General features: G+C 67.5%; 15 protein-coding genes. 5 read left to right on the top strand and 10 right to left on the bottom strand.

Features of this window, described 5'->3' with window-relative positions; all coding sequences use genetic code 11:
• Positions 1-6: 6 nt before the first annotated feature.
• Positions 7-843 (bottom strand): transglutaminase family protein, encoded by an 837-nt coding sequence (locus tag P7V53_RS22015; protein WP_280151653.1) that lies wholly within the window; start codon positions 841-843, stop codon positions 7-9.
• A 274-nt stretch (positions 844-1,117) separates the two neighbouring features.
• On the opposite strand from P7V53_RS22015, the gene nthA reads away from it, so the two are divergent.
• Together nthA and nthB are read left to right on the top strand one after the other, a co-directional pair.
• Complete coding sequence (nthA, locus tag P7V53_RS22010) at positions 1,118-1,711, top strand: nitrile hydratase subunit alpha (RefSeq protein WP_280151652.1); 594 nt, start codon at positions 1,118-1,120, stop codon at positions 1,709-1,711.
• Positions 1,712-1,734: 23 nt separating this feature from the next.
• Positions 1,735-2,355, top strand: a complete 621-nt coding sequence (nthB, locus tag P7V53_RS22005) for a nitrile hydratase subunit beta (protein WP_280151651.1) — start codon at positions 1,735-1,737, stop codon at positions 2,353-2,355.
• Positions 2,356-2,395: 40 nt separating this feature from the next.
• Here the strand turns inward: nthB and P7V53_RS22000 are convergent, their stop codons facing one another.
• Positions 2,396-3,685 (bottom strand): S41 family peptidase, encoded by a 1,290-nt coding sequence (locus P7V53_RS22000; protein ID WP_280151650.1) that lies wholly within the window; start codon positions 3,683-3,685, stop codon positions 2,396-2,398.
• 266 nt (positions 3,686-3,951) lie between these two features.
• Between P7V53_RS22000 and P7V53_RS21995 the strand changes: the two genes are divergently transcribed.
• Positions 3,952-4,407 carry a hypothetical protein gene (locus P7V53_RS21995; protein ID WP_280151649.1) on the top strand — a complete coding sequence of 152 codons (456 nt, stop codon included), beginning with the start codon at positions 3,952-3,954 and terminating at the stop codon, positions 4,405-4,407.
• Between the two features lie 55 nt (positions 4,408-4,462).
• Here P7V53_RS21995 and P7V53_RS21990 read toward each other — a convergent pair whose 3' ends face one another.
• Positions 4,463-11,746: a hypothetical protein gene (locus tag P7V53_RS21990; RefSeq protein ID WP_280151648.1), complete on the bottom strand. Its 7,284-nt coding sequence runs from the start codon at positions 11,744-11,746 to the stop codon at positions 4,463-4,465.
• Between the two features lie 332 nt (positions 11,747-12,078).
• Here P7V53_RS21990 and cls point away from each other — a divergent pair, with 332 nt between their 5' ends.
• Positions 12,079-13,359 (top strand): cardiolipin synthase, encoded by a 1,281-nt coding sequence (gene cls, locus P7V53_RS21985; RefSeq protein ID WP_280151647.1) that lies wholly within the window; start codon positions 12,079-12,081, stop codon positions 13,357-13,359.
• A 39-nt stretch (positions 13,360-13,398) separates the two neighbouring features.
• On the opposite strand, the gene P7V53_RS21980 is transcribed toward cls, so the two are convergent.
• The 5 genes from P7V53_RS21980 to P7V53_RS21960 form a co-directional block, all read right to left on the bottom strand.
• On the bottom strand, positions 13,399-14,154 hold the full coding sequence (locus tag P7V53_RS21980) for a serine protease (RefSeq protein WP_280151646.1): 756 nt from the start codon (positions 14,152-14,154) through the stop codon (positions 13,399-13,401).
• A 23-nt stretch (positions 14,155-14,177) separates the two neighbouring features.
• A complete protein-coding gene (locus P7V53_RS21975) occupies positions 14,178-14,870 on the bottom strand; it encodes an alpha/beta fold hydrolase (protein ID WP_280151645.1) in 693 nt (230 codons plus the stop codon).
• A gap of 257 nt (positions 14,871-15,127) precedes the next feature.
• Complete coding sequence (locus tag P7V53_RS21970) at positions 15,128-15,310, bottom strand: hypothetical protein (protein WP_280151644.1); 183 nt, start codon at positions 15,308-15,310, stop codon at positions 15,128-15,130.
• A gap of 384 nt (positions 15,311-15,694) precedes the next feature.
• Positions 15,695-16,051, bottom strand: coding sequence for a hypothetical protein (locus P7V53_RS21965; protein ID WP_280151643.1), 357 nt, complete (start codon positions 16,049-16,051; stop codon positions 15,695-15,697).
• 73 nt (positions 16,052-16,124) lie between these two features.
• Positions 16,125-16,637 (bottom strand): hemerythrin domain-containing protein, encoded by a 513-nt coding sequence (locus P7V53_RS21960; RefSeq protein ID WP_280151642.1) that lies wholly within the window; start codon positions 16,635-16,637, stop codon positions 16,125-16,127.
• A gap of 352 nt (positions 16,638-16,989) precedes the next feature.
• Between P7V53_RS21960 and P7V53_RS21955 the strand changes: the two genes are divergently transcribed.
• Entirely contained in the window at positions 16,990-18,897 is a 1,908-nt protein-coding gene (locus tag P7V53_RS21955) for a PhoX family phosphatase (RefSeq protein ID WP_280151641.1), read from the top strand.
• A gap of 93 nt (positions 18,898-18,990) precedes the next feature.
• On the opposite strand, the gene P7V53_RS21950 is transcribed toward P7V53_RS21955, so the two are convergent.
• Positions 18,991-19,488 (bottom strand): winged helix-turn-helix transcriptional regulator, encoded by a 498-nt coding sequence (locus tag P7V53_RS21950; protein ID WP_280151640.1) that lies wholly within the window; start codon positions 19,486-19,488, stop codon positions 18,991-18,993.
• A 40-nt stretch (positions 19,489-19,528) separates the two neighbouring features.
• A complete protein-coding gene (locus P7V53_RS21945; protein WP_280151639.1) occupies positions 19,529-20,929 on the bottom strand; it encodes an aminotransferase class III-fold pyridoxal phosphate-dependent enzyme in 1,401 nt (466 codons plus the stop codon).
• Positions 20,930-21,152: the final 223 nt, after the last annotated feature.

The raw sequence follows: 21,152 nt of genomic DNA, 5'->3' as shown, positions 1-21,152 counted from the left end.
TGGATGTCATGAATGTCCGGCCGGGCCCGCTGCCCGACGGGCGCGGCGTGCGCGCACCTGCTCCACCTCGGGCCGGATCAGGCGCGTGCGCACCGGGCCGAACAGCGTTGCGAATGCGACGTCCCCCGCATCGCGGCCCACGGCGATGCGCACCAGGTCCTGCGGATCGGTCATGCCTGTCGGGTCGAAGAGCTCCCAGCGACGGCCGACGAAGGCTTCGAAGACGGCGTGGAAGTCGGGCGGCGGACTGTCGAAGCGCGCGTAGCCGACGGCCATGCGCGCGGGGATGTTGAGCGAGCGGCACAGCGCGACGCCGAGATGGGCGAAGTCGCGGCAGACCCCCGCGCGCTGCAGGAACACGTCGCAAGCGGTGGTGGTGGTGTTCGTCGACCCCGTGCGGTACTCGACCTGCTCGCGGATCCAGTCGCTCACCGCCTGGACGCGTGCATAGCCCGCAGGCACGTCGCCGAACAACTTGCCGGCCGCGGAAGCGAGCCGATCGGACTCGCAGTAGCGGGTGGGCATGAGGTACGACAGCACGTCGTGCGGCAATGCCTCGATGGCGACCTCGAAGGCCTGCGTGTCCGGCGGCGGGCGGCGCAGGCGCACGCTCGCGCGATAGCGCAGCGTGAGCGGGCCGGCAGGGGCCTTCACGCGCAAGGTGCGATGGCAGAGCGCCGCATCGGTATGCACTTCATGCTTGAGCGACGGCGTGATGCGCAATGACTCGTCGATGACTTCCTGGTCCATGCCGTCCAGCGCATGAACCAGGAAAAGGAAATGGGTGTCGTCCAGCAAGGTGTACGAGAGCTTGCAGTCGACGTTGAAGATGCGTTCGGCCACGGGTTGGCTCGGTGTTCGGCGCGGGCGAGTGGATGGCATGGGACGCTGCGACGAGAGAGTGTCGACCGCCATGGTGCATTGCCCCCGGCCGGCCTTGAGCCGGCGCACGGCCCCCGTGGGTGTCGGTCTTGTCCTACCGTGTGTGCGGCGCAGGCCGCGATCGACACGCCGCCGCCCGCTCGGGTCTCCTCTGGCGTGCTTGACGCGGGCGCATGTCTGAAAAACACTGTGCCGTGGCGCGCATGCGCGAGCGCCGGTCGGAGGGTGGTGAGCCATGTCTTCCCCGCATGATGAACCCGTGGCGGCATCGATGGCAAAGCGCGTCGAGGCGATCCAGGCGGCATTCGATGATGCCGGGTTCATGGCGACGCCTGCCCTGGAGCAACTGGACGAGCTCGCTCAGGAGCAATGGGTGCCGCGCAATGGTGCCCGCGTGGTCGCCAAGGCCTGGACCGATCCGCAGTTCCGGGCACGCCTGCTGACCGACGGCCACGCTGCCGTCACGGCGTTGGGGCTGCCGATGCCCGCCCATCATCGCCACCTGGTCGTGCTCGAGAACACCCCGAGCGTGCACAACGTCATCTGCTGCACGCTGTGTTCGTGCACGGCGTTCACGCTCATCGGCCTGCCGCCCGATTGGTACAAGGACCTGGAGTACCGCTCACGCATCGTCCGACAGGCACGTTCGGTGTTGAAGGAGATGGGCCTGGACCTGCCGGCGGAGGTCGAGGTCCGCGTGTGGGATACGACGACCGACACCCGCTACATGGTTCTGCCGATGCGGCCGCCCGGCACCGAGAACTGGAGCGAGGAGCGGCTGGCGGGGCTGGTCACGCGCGATTCGTTGATTGGCGTGTCGCGCCTGTAGGGCGTCGAACAAGGCAGCAATCCATGGATGGCATGCACGACCTCGGGGGCAGGCAGGGTTTCGGCAGGGTGCGCTACACGTTCGACGCGCCTGCGTTCCACGCTGCCTGGGAGGTGCGGGCCAATTCGCTTTATGTCTTTGCCGTGCGCAAGGGCATCATCAACATGGATGAATATCGCCACGCCATCGAGCGCATGGAGCCGCGTCACTACCTCGCGGCCAGCTACTACGAGCGGTCGCTGACCGGCTTGGCGACCTTGTGCGTGGAGAAGGGCATCTTCACGCGGGACGACCTTCAACGCAGAGCCGAAGGGCTGGTTCCGCTGGCGGGGACTGGCGCGGCCGGACGCACGAACGTGGCGCCCGGCGAGCGCTTCAAGATCGGCGATCGCGTCCGCGTTCGGATGCACAGCGCGCCAGGACACATGCGAATGCCGGGCTATGTCCGCGGAAAGACGGGTGTCGTGGTGGGTGTGTCGCCGCCCTATCCCTTTCCCGACGCGCACGCGCACGGCGTCGACGCCCAGGACGAGGCCACGTATGACGTGCGCTTCCGCAGCCAGGACCTGTGGCCCGACTCGTCGGACGACGCGCTCGTCCACGTCGGGCTTTTCCAAAGCTATCTGGAGCTCATCGCCCCATGAGCAACACCTGCGATCTCGCCGGGTCGGGCGGTCGTGCGCGCTACTGAGGGTGCCGGGCCTGCTTCGCTGGCCCTCGATGGCCCGGCTGTCGCAAGACGCGAAGTGCGGCCTCGACGAACGGATCCCCATGCGAATCCGAGTGCGCGACATCGACCAGCACGCCGGGGCGGAATGTCTCGCGCGGCGTTCCGTTGACGTGATAGAGGCGCTCTGTCGGCAGGTTCAGTGCGATTCCGGTGTGTGGAAGCACGATGGGGTCGGTGGCGCCCAGCAGACCCGCCATCGCCGTTCCCACGACCGTTGCCGACCGGGTCGCGTCGAAGCCGATCGCCAGGCCCTCGCCCATGCTCCCCGTCCAATGTCCGACGAGTACCGCCACGGGCCGCCGGTAGGCCGACGAACCTCGCGGCGATACAAGCTCCAGCCAGCTGCGCCGGATGCCGGTGTCGCGCTCCTCCGATGGCAACACATGCCGTTGGTAGGGCAGGTCGCGGGTGACGAATCGACCCAGAATGCCCCTCGCCACGACGGAGTTGCCGCCGCTCGGCGTGTTGCGCAGGTCGAGGATCAGGGCGCGGGTGTCGCCCAGGTCGTCGAGGGCGCGATCGAATGCCCGGATCGTGGCCTCGTCACCGAGCGAGTCGTTGAACCGCACGTAGCCGATGCCGGCAGCGACGCGGGACTGGCTGACGGGGGCCGCATCCCGCTGGCCGGATGGATCGCGCGCGCTCAGCTCGAATGTGCGGACCTGGTTGCCTTGCCGCACTTGCAGTTGGCGAGGGGCACCGTGACGTCCGGCCAGCACCGCCCGCAAGGCCCAGTCTCGCGCTGCCGACACTGAGTGAGCGTACGAGCGACCGAGCCTCGCCTCGACGGCATGGGCGATGGGAACGGTGTCCATGCTCACGACGACGTCGCCGGGTCGGATGCCGGCTCTTCGCGCATCCGAGTCGGCTCGCACGTCGGTAATGGTCGCCTCGCCGCGGCGCCACTCCGCCCAAAGGTCAGTCCCTGACGGGACCAGCCGAGGCGAGTTCGCCAGGTTCACGTTGAGCTGCGCATGCGTGTCGTACAGCTCGTCCAGCACGCGCTCCAGCAGAGCAACCAGATCGTCTCGCGTCGACAGCCGCTGGAGGTCGTCGCCATAGAGCTTGGGCACGTCTGCCCACGACGTTGCCTTGGCATCGAAGTACGCGTAGCGCGCGCTCGCGGCACGCCACGCGGTGTCGAAGTCCTGTTTGAGCTCCTCGTGCGTCTGCGCGCTCGCCAGTGCCGGGACCACGACGCCGATGGCCAGAAGGACGGTTCGAAGACATCGAAGCACGGGCATCCTTTCTCGTTGCGGGCGAGGCAACGCTCGATGATGGACGCAAAGCGCCCCGTGTGCCGGCGTGCAGGTGCTCGTCGGGAAGGCACCCAACCGCCGACAGCGCGCCGGGGCTGATCGAGCGCAAAGCCGGGCCAGTCGTCCGCCGTCCTGTCATTGTTGCGATTGGCAAACAAGTGCGTGTCGCCGGGAAGGGTTTATCCGGCGCGGCGCCTTCGATAGCCTGCAGGTTCCGATTGTGAACACCACTTGATCCACAGGAACCTGCCATGAATCTCGCTTCGAATCTTCATCTTCCTTCCCGAACCAACCCTTCTCTCAAGTTGTGGGGACGTGGCCTTCTGGCCGCGATCTCGCTGGTCTCGGCGCAGCATGCCGCGATGGCGCAGGACAACGTGGGCAGCGGCTTGCAGACCTATCGCTGCGTCGTGCTGGGCGACCGGGACGCCTGCCCGACGCCGGTGGCGCAGAGCCCGGTGCGGCTCGAGGAGCGCATCGAACCGGGGCCGATCGCCAAGTACTACGTGTACCAGGGCATGGACCGTGACGCTGCGATCGAGAAGGCGCGTGCCAGCGGCGAACTCCCCACCCGCCTGCTTGTGCGCGTCAAGACGGTCGAACTGACGGACAAGGAGAAGTACGACCGCTTCATCGCAGGCGGTGCGCGCCCGAAAACCGTCGAGGAAGTCGTCGTCGCTTCGGCGTCGCAGATCTCCGTCGAGTGATCGTCGCGGTACATCCTTGCGCGCGGGCACGACCTGCGAACCGAAGCGCGGCGGGCTACGAATGGGCCAGGGTCTTCTCCTGCGGAGCGACTTGCAGGAGAAGCGGAAGGCCGGCGTCGGACTTGTAGGCGGCATCGAACGCCTGCTTGGACTCCTGGCTTCCCGAGACGGTGATCTCGCGGCGCCCGAAGCCGCCGTGTCGTGTCAGCGCCGCGACGATCATGAGCGCGCCGCGCGGCAGCAGATCGGCATCGATGAGCCATCCCTTGCGGGTCATCCGGCACGCCACCCGCATCGACAGCGCACCGAGCTGCAGCACCACGGCGGGCCAGTCAGGCGCGTTGAGCAGCACGACGGGACCGTCGGTCGCGAGCGCCGCCTCGAGCAGGTGCTTGCTCCAGTTCGTCTGCGATGTGGTCAGCGCATGGGGACCGGTGGAGCCGGCGCCGAGCAGGACCCATATCGCCCTGACGATGCTGCTGAAGGTCGTCGGCGACTGCTGCAGGTAGAACTCCTCGGTCCTGTACGCCGACAAGAGCGCCGCGAACAGCGTCTCGGTCATCTCGCTGCATTCGCCCAGGACCTCGGGACACGGCAGCTGCTCGAAAACGCCAGCCAGCCACAGCGGTGTCAATCGCATGGTGCCAACGCCCGCCAGCAGGTTCTGGATGTCCACATCCTCCCCCGAGGTCAGCGCCTTGTAGAGCTTGCGTGCCGCGTCGGGCGTGGTGATACCCAACGCCGGGGCCCTCTCCAGAACGCTCAGAGCGGCCGGCCAGCCGCGGCAGATGTTGCGCACGATGTCGTTCTGGATCGGTCCGACCGACTTGCCCTGCAAGGTCAGCGGCCAGGACTCGTGCCACGCCAGGCGCTGACGCGCCCCGTTCAGGAAGCGAACGAGTGCGCATGCTCCCTTCCTGACGTCGACCAGTTTGTAGAAGACGTGTGCTTCCTTGATTGCGGACAGCTCCTTGGCCGTGTCGGCGTCCGGGCCGAAGCCCAGCTGGAGCAGATGGTCGGCGTCGTAGCACAGCGTCTGCGTGCCTTCGGGCGGCCTGGCCGCTGCGCCGCCCAGGATCATGGTTAGCACTTCCTGCTCGTTGGGCAGGCGCAGCGCCGACGGGATCCGGCAGGAAGGCGCAAGGAGATCGAACAGGACCGCTTCGCGCTTGTGCGAGAGCCCGTCGGCGAGGTCATGCCGTAGCGAGATCGCCTCGCGCCTGGCGTCGGGCGAGAGCACGCCGATCAGCGAGCACAGCAGGTAGGCGATGCCTCTGTTGCCGACCTCGTCCGGCTCCAGGTCGAAACTGCCCCAGTGCGTGTTGAGCATGACCGCGAGCACGGCACAACTCGGCGCGTGCCCCGGCTGGATCCAGTCGCCCGCGAGTACGCAGGCGGCCAGCCGATCGGCCAGTGCCTTGGCGAAACGCGTCGCGCCGTTGTCGGAGTGCTCGCTCAAAAGGCTCACCGCGTCGCGCACCATCTCGATGGTGACGTCCGACACGGTCCACGTTCGGTAGCGCAAGTCCCGAGCCGATTGAAGCAGCCACCTCGCATCCTTGTTGTTCATCCTGGCAGGCAGCTGGCTGAGCAGGGGTTTCAAGGCGCGATCGGGAAGCGCCTCGGCGAATCCCGCAGGGCCCTTGCCCTTTGCCGGCAGCGCGGGTGGCACATAGGGCGCGGCCAGCGGCCACACCTTGGCCTTGTCCATCAATTGCGAGATCGCCTCGTGCATGACCGCCGCGGCGAGATTCGGACGAGGACGCAGCGCATTGCGCAGCCGGACGGCAAGCTCGGCATCGAGCAGGCCGCACGCCATCCATCGCGCCGTGCGACGAACATACGGCGGCGCGGGCAGCGAGGCGAACTGCGTCTGCAGACGCCGCGCGATCGGATACAGGCTCTGGACGTCCGTGTCGGCCTTGAATGCGTCCTCGCCGGCCTGGATGCCGCTCAGCACGAGCAGCTCCAGCGCTTCCAGCGCCGACCCCTTTGCATAGCACTCCTGCACCGGCGCGGGAATGCCGTCCGGCGAGCGCGGAAGGTAGCGCATCCACTGCGCCAGCCGATTGCCGTGGGCCGATTCGGGAGCGATCGATGCCAAGGGATCGGGCCCCGACCGCGACCCGCCGGCTGCCGGGGATCCCAGGTCGGCGGCCAGTCCGCGCAGCAACGCCTGAGACTTGTTCGAGACGACCCGGCATCGCTCGTCGATCGCCGACAGCAGCCGTTTGTGCGATGCGCCGTCATGGCCGTTGCCCTCGACCACGTCCTGCAACCACTGCACCATCTCGCCCGTCAGCCCGCCGCACAGCGAATCCATGATCCTGCCGGCCAGCGCCGGCAGGGCTTCGGCGGGCTGGTATCGCAGCTTGCGCTGGATCCCGGTGAAGAGGCCCAGCACGTTGCGACTGACGGCGTCCATCTGCGCGTCGCGTTCCATGTAGTAGCTGCCATCCGTCCGAAATGCCGCCTGGTGCGTCTTCTGCTTGCCGGCGGCCTGCGGCACAGGATGCTTCCGGGCCCACTCGTGCAGCCTCGGCGAGTCCGACACGACGAGCGCGTCGTCGCCGTCGTAGTCACCTCTGAGCATGCCCTTCTGGAGCGCCGCAGGCAGCGCGACGCACGACCCGCGCGCGAATATTTCCCGGATGGCGAATATCCCGGCGGCGGTGATCGTCATGAGCTTGACGAAGCACTCCCTCCTGCCGCGCCAGCTGCTGCAGGTCTTCTGGTCGTCCGCCGCGACGATGAAGTCGCAGCTCCTCAGCGCATCGGGAAGGAGGTGGTCCGGTATCACCAACACGGCACCCTTGAAGTACGACGTCACCAATGACTTCGCCGGCCCGAAGCGTACGAGGAGGCTGTACTGCATCCAGGGCGCGGTGTTCAGAACGTCGCACGTCGGTCCCTTGCGAACGACGTCCTCCTGCGCCACCGGCACGAGCTTGCGCACCTCGTACGGCGAGCGGGTGACGAGCACGTTGTTGCCCACGCGCTTGCTGTTGGGCAGGTACACCTTGTCGTCGGCCGACGGAACCGCCTTGAAGATGACGCCCTTGCCGCGGCTGCCCTGGGTCAGCATCCGATAGCCCTTGGCGCCTTGAAACTCCTTGGCGTCCAGAGTGCCGACGATCTCGGCTGCAACGTCATCGTCGGGCGGATAGTGCTGCAGGACATCCGGCGCGAGGTTCGCATCGGCGTTCGGGCCGCCGAACAACGGGATGGAGGGAGCGGACTTGGCGGTGGTGCCGGCTTTCGTCGAGGCCTTGGAAGACGCGGCGGCATCGCTGGCCTTGGACCGCGGCGTTTGCGGCGTGGGTTTCGCATCCGGGGCCAGCAATGACTCGAACCAGGGCCACCGCCTGGCGAAGGACTCGGTCATGAAGCCGAGTCCGTCGAGAACCTGCAGCTTCACGCCGTTCTTCAGCGTGATGGGCGGTGCCCTTCCCCTGGGAGCGGGCACCACACCGATCGTGAACCTGCCTTCCAGCAGGTGCGACGCCGCACCGTATGGATGCAGAACGTCCGGTCCCTGGCTGGTGAGTGCCTGGGCGATGTAGGAGGAGTCGAAGACATTCGGGAACAGGTTGGACATCAGCTCGTGCAGCGACGCGCCGGGCTGGACGTCAGCGTACGGAAAGCCCAGCACCCACCCCGGCCGCCGGTCGCTTGCCTGAAGGTAGTCGGTGCCGCCGGCGGACGCAGCCTTCGCAAAGATCTGCTCGATGGTGTCGCGGTCGGAGCGCATGCTGGTGCCGGGTGCGACATTCACCGCGATGAGCTTGTCGCCGAAGACATGCGCGCCCGCGAGCTGATGGGGATCGACCACTTCGGGCAGGGTGACCCGCACCGGCTGGACCCGCCCTGACGTGAGCCGATCGAGGATGGACATGCCAAGCGGTTGCGTGCCCGGCAGTTCGCAGTAGTTGGTGAGGGAATAGCGCTGAATCGGTCGCAGGTCCTTGGGAACCGCCGGTACACGCGGCGACGGGCACTTCCACAACTGGTCGAACACGGCGTTCCAGTCGAACTTCGCTGCACCTTGTACCTGCCGAGGCTGCGGGGCTGGAAGCGGCGTCGCGAACCGGATGCAGTCCAGGTCCAGCTCGCCGATGAAGTTCCAGAGTGTCTTGTCGATGTCGGCCGCCGCCAGCCCGGCATCGCGGCGCTCGGACACCGCTGCCGCTTGCTGGCGCAGCTGCTGCTTGACCGCCGCGAGCTCCTCGACGCTGGCGGTCTGCATGGCGTCGTCGCAATGGAAGACGAGCGCCTCGCAAGCCCGGATCGTCACATGGGCCAGTCGGGCGTACCGTGCAGCGCCGGCCGGATGGGACAGCGACTCGCCGTTGTCATCTTCCAGAAGCACGACGGCCCTCGCCAGCACATGCAGGCGCAGCGCCTGGTGCGCCGTCCGGTGAAACTTGAACAGCTCGTGCTGCTCCATGATGCGGATCAGCGCGGCGCCGAGCTCGATGACGGTCCCGGCGTCGGCGTCCGCCATGTCGGACTTGAGGTTCTTCGTCTCGAGCCGCTCCTTCGCGCCGGCCTGCAGCAGTTCCGCCAGCTCCTCTGTCGCCTCGCAGCGCGCCAGCCCGGACAGCGCAAACGCGAGGGCGTCGATGCCGCCGTCGAGCGCCCATGCGTCCGGACTTGCGATCAGCAACATCGAGCACAGCTTCACCAGATCGCGCGACAGACCGGTGAAGGTTCCCCGCGATCGCGGGTGCTGGGCGCAGGTGCCCAGGAGCGCAGCGACCCGGTCGAGCTCGTCGCGCGAGAGCGCGGACGACAGCCGCTCCTCGAGAATGCCCAGGCACTTTCGCCACAGCTCCTCCACGTGGCTGCGGTTCGCGTCATCCAGCCCATCTGCCGTCGCGGCATCGTGAAGCGCCACCAGCAGCTGCCCGATGTCGTCGAGCGACCAGTCCTTCATGTCGGCCGAGGAGATCGTGGTGATCGCCGCCTTGAACATCTCCGCGAACTTGTCGACGTCGCCCGCGGTGCTGGCCCAGATGGAGGTGAAGACGCCCAACACCTCTTCGACAGACAACTGCTGCTTCGAGATGTCGCTGCCGAGCTGCGCGAACGCTTCGGGCAGCGAGGCGTGCTGCGCGCCGCCCGGGCCCTTTGCACTCCGGGTCTTCGAGAGCGCTGTCGCGAACTGCCGGCGTGTCGACGGCGTCATCCTCGGCACGGCGTTCGAGAGTTCGGTCGCGAGGGCGGCGGCGGCCTTGGCGGCGTCGGGGGCGAACGGAAGACACGCGATGCTGGAGAGCAGGTCGACCGTGGCCGGCACGCCTTGCCGCGTGGCAAGGCCGGCGGCCTCGGCGATCACCAGGATGCAGAAGGCCTGGGCCGTCCGCACGATCTGCGACTTCAGTGCGCCGCGGGCGCGGGCGTGGCACTCGGCCAGCGCGGGCCCTGCGGCCGCGCCATCGAGCAGCGCCGACTTGCGTGCGGCGCTGTTGGCCGGGCTGGTGCTGCAATGCTCGATGTTCGCCAGCAGCTGCTGCATCGTCGGCAGCCACTGTTCGCGGTCGGGGCCGCTGCACAACCCGCGCAGCGAGTGTGCGCAGGCGCCCACGGTCAATGCCTTCGGCATGCACTGGGGCTGCATGAGCACTTCCATGACCGACAGGATGTCCTGGCGCATGACGCGGGTGCCGGCCAGGATGCGCCCGAAGCTGCGGACGAGCAGACCCCAACGCACGGGTGTCAGCGCCTCGTACTCGGGCACCGTGCCGGCGTTCGCCAGCAGCTTCAGCTTCATGAGCACCGCTGTCGCAAGCTGGCGGTGCAGCGGCAGGAACTGCCTGCCGCTCCACAGCTGCCGAACGCTGTCGGCGCACAGCACGAGCGAGTGCAGATCGATCTCGGACCAGTCGCGCGCGTCGGTGGACGACTGCGCCAGGCTGCCCAGCCTCTTCTCGATGACGAGGCCGACGGCATGCGCCTTGTCGGTGTGCTGGCCAGGGGCGCGGCTCATCCCGTGGATCAGGTAGGCACAGGTCTCGAAGTCGATGTCGGCGTAGGTCTCTCGCGTCTCGGGCAGCCTGGAGATCACGTGCGTCAGCGCGTCATCGATCGTGCGCAGATCTCGTCCGGTCAGATCGGGACGCATGGAGGCGAAGCCGCCGACGAACATGCACAACGACTTCACGTCCTCCGTGCCGCACGGGTCCTTCGGGAATGCGGCCGTGAGCCGCGCGCACACCGGCTGGGCGAGCGCCAAGACGGCGAGTGTGCATTCGCGCAGGTTTCGCAAGTGGGCCAGCGCCGAGACGATCTGGGCCAGGCCCCACAGGTCGATCCTGCTGGTGTCCTTGAGCGATTCCACGATCACGGCGACGCGCCGGGCTGCCTTCTCGTAGGCAGCCCCCGCGGCCGTCGCAGCGGCCAGGTCCCCGTCGCGCGCGGCGTGGAACGCGGCGAGTCCGTTCACGAAACTGCAGAGATTGACGACCGTGACCTTGTCGCTGTTGGGATCCGTCGGCAGACCCTTGGAAAAGTCTCCGGCGAGGTGCGGGACTGCCGCCGCGGCCACCGCAGCCATGGCCTCGCGGCACGCCGGGAGGTGGCGAAACTTGCCGAGCGCGTTGGCGATCTGCGACAGGTGCTTGAACGTGAAGCCGCCGGCGTTCTGCTGCAGCAGGCTGGCGGCATGCTGCGCCAGATGCAGCACCGCGAACTCGAGGTCCTCGTGGAGTCCCGCTGAGGCGAACAGCGGCTTGGCGAACTTGCTGGTGCGGTTGAGCAGCAGGGCCAGGGACGGCGGGTCCAGGGCCAGCTCGACCTTGCTCAGCACGGCTGGCGATTCCAGCTCCGCCGTCGTCGCCTCGTCAACCTGCAGCGAGTTGCACAGCACGCGCAGCGCCACCTCCATCCCGCGCACCGACACCGCCATCCAGGCCGTCTTGCCGTACGCGCTGATCATGCTGGTCAGCGTGGCGAAGGTCCACTGAGGGATGAGTGGATTCCCCTCCAGATCCCTTCTGAGGCGCGTGGAAAGATGGTCGATCGCATCGGCGATGTGTTCGCTCGTCCGGTTGCTTTGCGCGACGGCATCCATGATCGACGCGATGTCCTGCGGACCCGACAAGGCGATCGCCTTGGCCAGCGCGTCCAGCGGCTTGGTGGTGGTGGTCTGCCAGAGGGTGAATGCCGCCTCCGCGCTGCTGGACATGTTCGCGAAGGCGCCAGCCACCTTGCCGGGCGGCACGGACTTGGGCAGGCCGGCGATGACCGGGTGGGACGGCTGCTGCGGTTGCAGTCCGGCCTTCTTCGCTTGCTTCGTGCGCTGCAGCGAAGGCTTCCCCTTCCCGTCTGCACGTTCCATGCGACCGCCCTTGCACATGAGTTGATGTCAGGCAAGCGTAGGGAGCATGCGAAGCGCGGAGAATCGGTCAATTTCCGAGACGGATGGGCGAGCTGCCTATCGCGCCGACCCGATCCGGGGCATGGCGCCGCCGGGCCGTTCATGCCGATCTGCGGAGGCGGGCGCGCCGATTGCCCAGCATCTCGTGCCGGGGCCGCGCCCTGCGGCTCCTGTTCAATCCTGGCCCTGCCATTGCATTCCCATGCGATGGCTGCTGGCCGCTTCGGGCGGGAGGTTTCTTTGCCGGGGATCCGTCTGCGCTGCGCCGGTCAGGGGCGCTGATTGCCGCGGCCATGAAAGCACGGTCGGTGGTCTGGATCGCGATTGCAAGCGGTCTGCTGACCCTGTGCGCGGTGTTCGTGGTCCTCAATTTCGCCACCGGCGAGAAGAGGATCGAACAGCGGCTCGAGCGGCTGTACGCCACCGACGACCCGCAGTTTCGGCGCGCCATGGGCCACTTGCTGGGCCCCGCGATCGTCGAGGGCAACAAGACGGAAGTGCTCCTCAATGGCGACAGAATCTTTGCCGCGATGCTCGCTGCCATCAAGCAGGCCAGACGCACCATCACCTTCGAGACCTACATCTATTGGTCGGAGACCATCGGGCGGGAATTCGCCGATGCGCTCATCGAACGGGCTCGCTCGGGCGTCAAGGTCCATGTGCTGCTTGACTGGGTGGGCAGCGCAAAGATGGAGGAGCGCTACCTGGAGGAGATGAAGGCCGCGGGCATCGAGGTCGAGCGCTATCACGAGCCGCATTGGTCGAACCTCCACCGCATGAACAACCGCACGCACCGCAAGATCCTGGTGGTCGACGGTGAGATCGGGTTCACCGGCGGCGTCGGCATTGCGGACAAGTGGCGCGGCAACGCACAGGACAAGGACCATTGGCGCGACACGCACTTTCGTGTGGAGGGCCCGGTCGTGGCGCAGATGCAGGCCGTCTTCATGGACAACTGGATCAAGGCCACCGGGCGCGTCCTGCATGGCGAGGCCTACTTCCCGGCACTGAAGCCGCGTGGCGACGAGGCCGCGCAGGTGTTCAGCAGCTCGCCCACCGGGGGCAGCGAGAGCATGTATCTCATGTACCTCCTGGCGATCACGGCCGCGACGCGCAGCATTCACTTGTCGAACTCGTACTTCGTCCCGGACGAGCTGGCAGTCAAGGCGCTGGCGGCGGCTGCCCGCCGCGGCGTCAAGGTCACCATCGTCACGCCGGGGCCGGACATCGACACCGAAATCGTGCGCCGCGCCTCTCGCGCCCGATGGGGCGAACTTCTGGAAGCCGGCGTGCGGATCGCCGAATACGAGCCGACGATGTTCCATTGCAAGGTGATGGTCATCGACGGGTTGATGGTGTCGGCCGGTTCCACCAACTTCGACAACCGATCCTTCCGGCTCAACGATGAAGCCAATCTGAACGTCGTGAGTGCCGCCTTCGCGAGGCAGCAGATCGAGATCTTCGAGGAGGATCTGCGGCGCTCCAGGCCGATGACCCTCGAGGCATGGCGCGCACGACCGTGGCAGGAGAAGGCACTGGAGCGCGCGGCGTCCTTGTTCGGCAGTCAGCTCTGACGCAGATGCCGCCGGCAGCGCCGATCGGCACGTCGGCGCTCACGGCGCCGGCGGAGCAACGGCTTCGACGCTGGCCTCGGGGTCGGTGAGGGTGAGCAGGATGTCGGCGTACCAGGCGCAGTTGAGCCCGAGCGACTCATCCTGTTGCTGGTCGCGGCTGCCCATGTCCATGCGTGACGAATGAACGCCGAGCAGTTTCCAGGGCAGCTTGTCGGCCTCGCTGCTGCGCATGACCACCGGCGCGCCGCTGGTGCCCCGGTGAGTCCGTGCGTCGGTGAGGAAATAGCCCTGCCCCTGGAAGCGCAGCCCGAAGGAGGACGCAATGGCAGCCTGGCGAACCACCGGCAGGTGGTGCAGCGTGTCATGGAAGCCGAGCGGAAAGCCGACCACCAGCAGCGAGCTGCCCACCTCCACCTCGTCGAGCGAACGTTGGAGATGCGCCGGCGTGAACGCTTCCATCTCGACGTCGGCGGGGAGTGCGGACCGGTCGAGCTCGATCACCGCGACGTCGATCTCTCCTGCGTCGTCCTTGCCCTGCCGCCAGACGCTCTTGCCATCCTCGTAGAGCAGGATCGACAGGCCGATGGAGCGCGTCAGATTGGACGCGTCGGTATGCAGCTCGATCTCGATGCGGCTCGGGAAGTGGCTGGTCGGCTTGTCGAACACGACGTGCCTGCTGGTGACGACGAAGAGCCGATCGTCGCGCTCGAAGAAGAAGCCCGTGGCCCCCGTGAGCAGACCCGCCTCGTTGAATGTCGAGACTCGCGTGGTGGTCAGGAGAAGCGGTTCGATCATGTCCCGGGTGTTCAAGGTGCAGTTCAGCCGAAGACGCCTTCTTCGGTGGCCAGCATCGCCTGCTCGAAGGAAATCGCTCGGCGATGACGTTGCCAGGCGCCCTGGGGTTGTCGCAGCCTGTCCGCGATGATGGACAGTACCTCCGAGTTCCAGCCGAGTCCACAGTGACTGCCGTCGACTTCGATGTTCTCGGTGTGATCGGCGTCCCCGTCCTGGATGCAGGCCTGCCACGCCACGACGCCGTCGCTGCGGCTGAAGATCGACGTGGTGGGGGCGTCCGGCGCGGTGCGCAGGCGATCCGTGGTGGCGGGTGACAGGGCGGGCTCCTGCCCGCTGAGCAGGCGGTACACGCCAGCCGCATGGGTCTGCTGGGCCGAACCGGCGAAGGGCGTTCCGATGGTGATCACCTGCCGCACGCGTCGGGTGAGCTTCTTCGCGACCTCGCGCGCGTAGATGCCGCCCAGGCTCCAGCCGATCAGGCTGATCGGCTCCTCGTGGGCGGCGGTGAGTTCGACGACGTGCCGTGCGAGTTCATCCAGCCACGCGTCCAGCTCGCCTTGCGGCCCGGTGTTGAAGCCGCGCCCCCAGTCGTATGCGGCGTAGCCCAGGTCATCACAGAAGCCCTTCAGCGGCTCGATGGAATGGCGGTCTGCGGCCAGGCCGGGGAAGATGACGACCGGGTGTCCGTCGCCGCGGGGCAGCGCCGACTTGTTCATGAGCCGCATGCCGGCGTATTCGATGATTGCGCGGGCCGGTTCGACGCCAAGCAGGCGCCAGGCGGGCGCATCGACAAACGAAGAGAGAGTGGTACTGGTCACGGTTTTCCAATGGGTTGCGCGCGGCCGCGATTCGCAGCGGCGCGGGAGAAGGATCGATGTGAGAGGCAGGCTTCATGCCTGCGGTCGAAGAGCGCCATCGGGCGAAGCGCGCGCGTTGGGGGCACCGGCGCTTGCGCGCGTGCCGCCCTGCTCGATCACTGCCCTTGCGACTCCCGGCTTTCGGCCTTGAGCTGTTCGCAGATGTTCTGCCCGGTCACGGTGAGGCGCAGCGCGCCACCGTTCCATTCGAACCAATGCAGGGCGACATAGTCGCCGATGGTGCCGTCGCCGATGAGGTCGGCACGACGCCGGTACAGCAGGTCAACGGCGGACAACAAGGTCGCGCGAAGGTGGTCGCGCCGGGGGGAGGTCGAGGGCCTGACAGCGGAACGCGGCTTGGCCGCGGAAGCGCTGGCGGAAAGACTTGAGGTGTTGATGGCGAAGCTCCTTTTGGGGGCACCTTAGCACCTCGCTTCGACATTTCACACCTGTGGCCATCGCCGTCCAGCGGGCAGGATTCCTTCAATCGGCATCAAAAGGTGCACCGAACGTGGCAGATCGGCAAGCGTTGCGGGTCCGTGATGAGACCAGCGCGCTTTGTGCCGATTTTCGTCACGGAGCGCGTATAGGAAGTGCCGGACGCAGGCACCGCTTCCCGATTGATTCTTGCTAAGGCACCGCGGGCGGGACGGTCGCAGCCTCGCCGACCGTCCCGCCGCCGGCTAGCGTGAGCGTCGCGCGCGTGCGTCCGACCCCGATGTGGCGCTCTCGGACGCGTCCTCGGCCGACCGCAGCATCGCGGCCTGACCTTGCGCCAGCAGGCTCATCCCGCTTTGGCCCAGTTCGGCAATGAACTCGGTGTAGTTCTTGAGCATGCCTTGCACCAACTGGGCGAAGGCAGTGGACTGCGCGAGATTGCCCGTTGCCCCCGCCTCTCGCTGGAACATGGACTGAGCGTTCGACATGGCCTGCGAGACCACCTCGGGCGACATCGAGAACTGAGTGAGCAGCGCCATGTTGCCCTGCACGAGCTTGATGTAGGGCTGCATGGGTGTCTGCATGGTGATGGCGTCTTTCATGGGTGTTCCTTCATGGTGATGGAGACGCGCGGCGACACGTGTGTCGCGCAGCGCTGGTGGAGTGCAGCTGGGATCAGGCGTCCTGCTCGGCGCCGAGCTCGGCCATCAGCTGCTGCTTCCTGACGGACATTTCCTCGCCCAGGGACTTCAGATCGAGCTTCGACCGCTTGACCTTCGGGAAGAGCTCTTCCTCTTCCTCCTTCACGTGGTGGGCGATGTACTCGCCGAGCACCTTGACCTTGGCATCGAAGAGGTCCTCTTCGGGCTGCATGTCCTGGATCTGCGCAATCAGGTCCTTGGCGCTGGCGTGTTCGACTTCCGCTTCGTCGATCAGGTCCTGTTCTTCGATGCTCTCGCGTGCGGCCGGATAGAAGATTTCCTCTTCGACCGATGCGTGGACCGTCAGCATCGCGCAGATCTCCTCGGCAAGCGCCTCCTTCTCCTCGGCGCCGCCGTCGGCGTCGACCAGGGCGTCGTACGACTTGAACAGCTGCTTGACTTCCTTGTGATCCGCGATGAGCAGGGAGACGGCGTCGGTGCCGTCGGCGCGCTTCTCGACGCGCGGGGTGGTGTTTCTGGTGGCCATATGAAAGTCCTTGCAAGTGAGGCCGCGCGGCGCACGGTGTCGTTCGTTAGGGCAAGCGATGTGCCGGTCATGTGCGCCCAGTGCCGGTGTGAGGGGCAGGGCGCCGTGCCGGGAGTCGGCCGGACGCGCCATTGCTACATCGCCCAGGCAAGGATGACGCATCCCCGTGCCGATTCGCGGCCTGGGGCCGCCCGCGAAAGCATCGAGAGGGCCATAACATGAGCGTCACCGGCAACGCCGGGGCCCGGCCGGTCGTCGAGCGTCACTTGTGAGCCGGCCGCCACCTCAGCCCGGCCCTCTCCCCGCAGGCGGGGAGAGGGTGTAAAAACCCCAACCTTCGAGGAGACCGCAGATGGCCAAGGATTTCGATTCGATGGAGGACAGCAATCGCTCGTCCAACCCTGACATCCACAGCGTGTCCGATCCGGCGCGACGCAGCGTGCTGCAGCTGTCGCTCGGCGCAGCGCTCGGCGCGCTGTTCGCGCCGCTGACCTCCGGGTGCGCCGGGATGGCAGCGGGCTCTTCCGGCCCCAAGCTCGGCTTCAAGGCGGTGCCGGCCACCAGCGACGACACCCTGGTGGTGCCCGAGGGTTATGTGGCGAGCGTGCTGGCGGCGTGGGGCGAGCCCATCGGCGTGGCGGGCAACATGCCCGCGTGGCGCCCCGATGGTTCCAACTCGGCCGCCGACCAGGAAGCGCAGATGGGCATGCACCACGACGGCATTCACTTCTATGCCCTCGAGGGAAGCTCCGCGCGCGGCCTGCTGGTGATGAACCACGAGTACACCGACGACGGCCTGCTGCACACCGACGGCATGAAGACCTGGAGTGCCGACAAGGTGAAGAAGGCGCAGGCCGCGCACGGCGTGTCCGTCATCGAGGTCGAACTCAAGGACGGCCGTTGGCAGATGGTTCGCCCCAGCCGCCATGCGCGGCGCTTCACCGCCTATACGCCGATGACGGTGGGCGGTCCGGCCGCAGGCCATGCGCTGATGCGCACGGCGGCGGATCCCGCGGGGCGCACCGTGCTCGGCACCTTGAACAACTGCGCCAGCGGCAAGACACCGTGGGGCACCTACCTCACCGGCGAAGAGAACTTCGCCTTCTATTTCGACGGCGGCGACAAGCTCGATGCGCACCAGCAGCGCTGGGGCCTGCGCAAGACCGGCACCTACCGCTGGGGCGAGCATGACGAGCGCTTCGACGCGGTGAAGCACCCGAACGAGCCGAACCGCTTCGGCTGGGTGGTCGAGATCGACCCGCTCGACCCGTCCAGCACGCCGGTCAAGCGCACCGCCATCGGCCGCGCCGCGCACGAGGGCGCCTGGGTGGCGCTGACCAAGGACGGGCGCGCGGTCGTCTACTCCGGCGAAGACGCGCGCTTCGAATACATCTACAAGTTCGTGAGTCGCGACAAGATGCAGCCGGGCGGGGGGCGCGCGAACCGCGAACTGCTGGACCACGGCACCTTGTACGTGGCCCGCTTCGACGCGGACGGATCGGGACGCTGGCTGCCGCTGGTGCACGGGCAGGGCCCTCTCACCGCGGCCGGCGGCTTCGCCGACCAGGGCGAGGTGGTCATCAAGAGCCGGCAGGCGAGCGATGCGCTCGGTGCCACCAAGATGGACCGGCCCGAGTGGCTTGCCATCGACGCGAGAAGCGGCGAGATCTACTGCACCCTGACCAACAACAGCTCGCGCGGCGCCCCCAACATGCCGGCACCGGATGCGGCCAACCCGCGCGCCAACAACGTCATGGGCTCCATCATCCGCTGGCAGGAAGGCGGCGACTTCGACGCCACCGGCTTTCGCTGGAACCACCTCGTGCTCGCCGGCGACCCGGCCAACACACGCGCGGAGGCCCGAGGCAACATCAAGGGCGACATCTTCGCCTGTCCGGACGGCCTGGCCTTCGATGCGCGCGGCGTGCTGTGGGTGCAGACCGATGCCCATGCGACCCAGATGTACAAGGGCGAATTCGTCAACGTGGGCAACAACCAGATGCTGGCCTGCGACGTGGCCACCGGCGAGATGCGGCGCTTCCTCACCGGGCCGGTGAACTGCGAGGTCACGGGCGTCACATGGACCCCGGACGGCACCACGATGTTCGTCAACATCCAGCACCCGGGTGAGACGCCGAGCGACCGCAGCGATCCCGCCGAGCCGAGCAAGTTCTCCAAGTGGCCGAATGCCGCGCCGGGGCGGCCACGCTCGGCCACGGTCGTGGTCCGCAGGACCGACGGCGGCGTGATCGGCACCTGAGCCGAAGCCTGTCGCCGAACATTGGCTTGCGCCTTCAGCGCGATCTGCGCCGCGCCGAGGCTGTAGCAGCCGGCGCCCGCGTGCACGGCGGGTTCACTCGGCCCGCTCCGGAAACAGCCGCTCGATCGCGCAGTGGGTCTTGATGAACGGCGACTTGATGACGATGTAGCTGAAGTACTTCTCGATGCCGATGTTGCGCTCGAGCAGTCCTTCGATGACCTGCTGGTAGTGGTTCACGCCGCGCGTGAGGAAGCGCAGCAGGTAGTCGTAGCCGCCGCTGACGAGGTGGCATTCCATGATCTCGTCGACCTCGCGGATCGCCGCCTCGAAACGGATGAAGTCCTCGCGATGATGGTCGGTGAGGGTCACTTCGGTGAACACCGTCAGCGTGTCGCCGAGCTTCTCCAGCCGCAGGTGCGCGCCGTAGCCGCAGATGTAGCCGGCCTGCTCCAGCCGCTTGACGCGGATTAGGCACGGGCTCGGCGAGAGTCCGACCGCGTCGGCGAGGTCGACGTTGGTCATGCGGCCGTTCTTCTGCAGTTGCGCGAGGATGCGCAGGTCGAGTCGGTCGACCTTGAAGGCTTCAGGCATGGCGGTGATGGGCGGTCACGGTGGAACGTGATTCTGCGACTCAGGCGAGGGCGGCGCGCACCTCCGCAGCGGCGAGCACGTCGTCGAGCGTTCGGCGCAGGCGCAGGAACAGCTGCTCGAACTCGGCCTGCGTGTACGTGAGCGCGGGTGCGAACCCGAGGATCGAGTCGCCGAAGCAGCGGAAGATGACGCCATTGCGGTACGCCGCGGCGAACAGGCGGTCGGGCAACCCGAGCGCTGCATCGAAGCCGCGCCTGCTCGCCTTGTCGCTCACCAGCTCCAGCGCGCCGAGCAGGCCGCGGTGGCGTGCGTCGCCGACCAGCGGGTGGGCGCGCAAGGCGTCGAGCCCGGCCGCGAAGTGACGCGCCACGTGCTGGCCGTTGGCGAGGATGCCGCCCTCGTCGTACAGCCGCAGCACCTCGAGCGCGACCGCGGCGCCCACCGGGTGCGCCGAGTAGGTCGCGCCGTGGCCGATCGGCGCGCCGGCCGGTGCGGCATCGGCGATGGCCGCGTAGACCTCTTCGGACAGCATCGTCGCGCCCATGGGCACGTATCCGGCGGTCAGCCCCTTCGCGAGGGTCATCAGGTCGGGGTCCACGCCTTCGGCTTCGCTCGCGAACATCGGGCCGGTGCGCCCGAAGCCGGTGATGACCTCGTCGACGACGAACAGGATGTCGAGCTCGCGCGCGGCCTCGCGCATTGCCTTGAGCCAGCCGACCGGCGGCACGATCACGCCGCCCGAGCCCTGGATGGGCTCGCAGAAGAACGCCGCGACGTTGTCCGCGCCGAGCTCGGCGACCTTCGCGCGCAGCGCGGCCACCGAAGCGGCGATCAGCGACGGCGCATCGCTGCCCTGCGGGTGGCGGTAGGGATTGGGCGAGGGGATGTAGTGCTGCGTCGGCAGGGGCAGGTCGAAGCCGCGATGGAACGCCGGCAGCGCGGTCAGGCCGGCGCCGGTCGACGACGAGCCGTGGTAGCCGCGATCGAGCGAGATGAAGTGCTTCTTCGTGGACCGGCCGCGCGCGTTCCAGTACTGCACGATGAAACGCACCGCGGCATCGACGGCTTCGGAGCCGCCGAGGGTCAGGTACGCCCGTGTCAGCGAGGGCGGCGTGATCTCCACGAGCTTGGCCGCCAGCCGGATCGCGGGCTCGCTGGCGAAGCCGAAATAGCCGGTCGCGTAGGGCAGGGTGCGCAGCTGGGCCGTCGCGGCCTGCACGACGCTCTCCTGTCCGTAGCCGACGTTCACGCACCACAGGCCTGCAAAGGCGTCGAGCAGTTCGTTGCCCCGCGCGTCGGTGAGCCATGCGCCGCGGCCGGTGGAAAGCACCATCGGCCCGCGCTCCTCGTGCTGGCGCCAGGCGGAGACCGGGTGGACGAGGTGCGCGCGGTCGAGCGCGGCGAGGGTGTCAACGTCGGGGCGGGAGGAGCTCATCGGCATTCGTCTCGAAAGGACTGGAGTGCCGCAAAGCTTAGGAGCGAGCCCGCGCAGCGTGGTGCTGCTTTGAGGGCCTGGCGCCGCGCTTGATGTCGTTGTGGAGTCCGCTTCGGCAGATGATGCCGCGGGTGCGCCCAGGTTCGTGGTCGGGCGGCTGCGGCGCGGGGCCGGTGACGTCGAGGCTATGGACGCGAGGGCACGGTGCATGGGCTCTACGAGTGCATGC

It is taken from the genome of Piscinibacter sp. XHJ-5 (genome assembly GCF_029855045.1).
In the GTDB taxonomy this organism is placed as follows: Bacteria; Pseudomonadota; Gammaproteobacteria; order Burkholderiales; family Burkholderiaceae_C; genus Albitalea.
This window is presented reverse-complemented; position numbering and strand designations above follow the sequence as displayed.